Consider the following 2,583-nt stretch of genomic DNA (forward strand, 5'->3'; position numbering starts at 1 on the left):
CTGGCCGAGGTGATGCGCGCCCGCGGGCACGAGGTCAGCGTGCTCGCCCCGGCGTCCCCCGATGCGTCGCTGCCCGAGTACGTCGTGTCGGCCGGCAGGGCGATCCCGATCCCCTACAACGGCTCGGTGGCGCGGCTGCAGTTCAGCCCGGCGGTGCACGGCCGTGTCCGGCGCTGGCTGGCCGAGGGCGATTTCGACGTGCTGCACCTGCACGAACCCAACGCGCCCAGCCTGTCGATGTGGGCGCTGCGGGTGGCCGAGGGCCCGATCGTGGCGACGTTTCACACCTCGACGACCAAGTCGCTGACGCTGGCGGTGTTCCAGGGGGTGCTGCGGCCCTGGCACGAGAAGATCGTCGGGCGGATCGCGGTGTCCGACCTGGCCCGGCGCTGGCAGATGGAGGCGCTGGGCACCGACGCGGTGGAGATCCCCAACGGCGTCGACGTCGCCTCGTTCGCCTCGGCGCCGCTGCTGGACGGGTACCCGCGGCCCGGCAAGACGGTGCTGTTTTTGGGCCGCTACGACGAGCCCCGCAAGGGCGTGTCGGTGCTGCTCGACGCCCTGCCGCGGGTGGTGGAGCGGTTCGCGGATGTGCAACTGCTGGTCGTCGGCCACGGCGACGAGCACGAACTGCGCGCCCGCGCGGGCGGGTTGGTGCGCCACATCCGTTTCTTGGGCCTGGTCGACGACGCGGCAAAGGCGTCGGCGATGCGCAGTGCCGACGTGTACTGCGCACCCAACATCGGCGGCGAGAGCTTCGGCATCGTGCTGGTGGAGGCGATGGCCGCGGGCACCGCGGTGGTGACCAGCGACCTGCACGCGTTCCGGCGCGTGCTGCGCGACGGCGAGTTGGGGCGCCTGGTGCCCGTCGGCGACCCCGACGCGCTGGCCGACGGGTTGATCGCGGTGCTGGGGGACGAGGAGCTGCGGCAACGCTATGTGGCGGCCGGTTCCGAGGCGGTCGAACGCTACGACTGGTCGGTGGTGGCCAGCCAGATCATGCGGGTGTACGAGACGGTCGCCGGGGCGGGCGTCAAGGTTCAGGTGGCCAGCTGATGACCTGGTTGATCGTCGCGACGGCGGTGCTCGTCCTGGTGCTGGCGGTGTCCGGCGCGTGGGCGTATCAGACGGCCAACCGGCTCGACCGGCTGAACGTGCGCTACGACCTGTCCTGGCAGGCGCTCGACGGCGCGCTGGCCCGGCGGGCCGTGGTCGCGCGCGCCGTGGCGATCGACGCCTATGGCGGGGCCACGGGGGCTCAGGGGGGCAGGCGGCTGGCCGCGCTGGCCGACGCCGCCGAGGGCGCGGCCCGATCCGAGCGGGAGAACGCGGAGAACGAGCTGTCCGCGGCGCTGGCGATGGTCGACCCCGCGTCGCTGCCGGCCGGGCTGATCGCCGAGCTGGCCGACGCCGAGGCCAGGGTGCTGCTGGCGCGCCGGTTCCACAACGACGCGGTGCGCGACACCCTCGCGCTGGCCGAGCGGCGACCGGTGCGCGCCTTGCGGCTCGGAGGAAGGGCGCCACTGCCGAGCTATTTCGAAATCGTCGAACGATCGCATGCGCTGGCGTACCGCGATCACGGAGTGCTCAACCACCGCACGTCGGCGCGGGTGGTGCTGCTCGACGAGACCGGCTCGGTGCTGCTGCTGTGCGGGTCGGACCCGGCGATCACCGACGGTCCCGCGCCCCGGTGGTGGTTCACCGTCGGCGGCAAGGTCGGGCCGGGGGAGCGGCTGGCCGAGGCCGCCGCGCGGGAGGTGGCCGAGGAGACGGGCCTACGGGTGGCCGCGGCCGACATGGTGGGGCCCGTGTGGCGGCGCGACGAGGTCTTCGAGTTCAACGGTTCGCTGATCGACAGCGAGGAGTTCTTCTTCGTGTGCCGGACCCGGCGCTTCGAACCCGACTGTACTGCCCGCACCGAGCTGGAGCGGCGCTACATCCACGGCCACCGCTGGTGCGATGCCGCCGGCATCGCCGAGCTGGTCGCCGCCGGCCAGACCGTGTACCCGCTGCAGTTGGCCGAGCTGCTCGCCGAGGCGGCGGTGGTGGCCGGCAGCGGGTCACCGGGCCCGCTGCAGACCATCCGCTGAATCCGGCGGCGGGAAAATCGCTGGTGGCCCCCCACTACACTGGACGGGTACCGGCACGTGACAACGATCGAGAACGATAGAGGTAGCGGTGGACAGCGTGGCGCAGAACGGCACCGGGCGCGGAACGGCCCGGGTCAAACGCGGCATGGCGGAGATGCTCAAGGGCGGCGTCATCATGGACGTCGTCACCCCGGAGCAGGCCCGCATCGCCGAGGGCGCCGGGGCGGTCGCGGTGATGGCGCTGGAGCGAGTGCCCGCCGACATCCGTGCCCAGGGTGGGGTGTCGCGCATGAGCGACCCCGACATGATCGAGGGGATCAAGGACGCGGTCACCATCCCGGTGATGGCCAAGGCGCGCATCGGGCACTTCGTGGAGGCGCAGATTCTGCAGAGCCTGGGCGTGGACTACGTCGACGAGTCCGAGGTGCTGACCCCCGCCGACTACACCCACCACATCGACAAGTGGAAGTTCACCGTGCCGTTCGTGTGCGGG

Annotated in this window: 3 protein-coding genes; all 3 read left to right on the forward strand. The window is 72.1% G+C overall.

All coding sequences use genetic code 11. The features are described from left to right. Positions 1–1,056: glycosyltransferase family 4 protein (locus AC2VOR_RS17235; RefSeq protein ID WP_486964196.1), on the forward strand; the 1,056-nt coding region annotated here is incomplete at its 5' end. After that, complete coding sequence (locus AC2VOR_RS17240; RefSeq protein WP_369739276.1) at positions 1,056–2,090, forward strand: NUDIX hydrolase; 1,035 nt, start codon at positions 1,056–1,058, stop codon at positions 2,088–2,090. The genes AC2VOR_RS17235 and AC2VOR_RS17240, both read left to right, overlap by 1 nt. An 88-nt stretch (positions 2,091–2,178) precedes the next feature. After that, positions 2,179–2,583, forward strand: a 405-nt coding sequence (locus tag AC2VOR_RS17245; RefSeq protein WP_486964197.1) for a beta/alpha barrel domain-containing protein, incomplete at its 3' end; no start/stop codon positions are given.

This window comes from Mycobacterium sp. TH-M103 (assembly GCF_057473785.1).

What these genes read in the sequence shown, in the direction of transcription:
- AC2VOR_RS17240 (WP_369739276.1), top strand. Translation starts at nt 1,056, where the DNA reads ATGACCTGGTTGATCGTCGCGACGGCGGTGCTCGTCCTGGTGCTGGCG.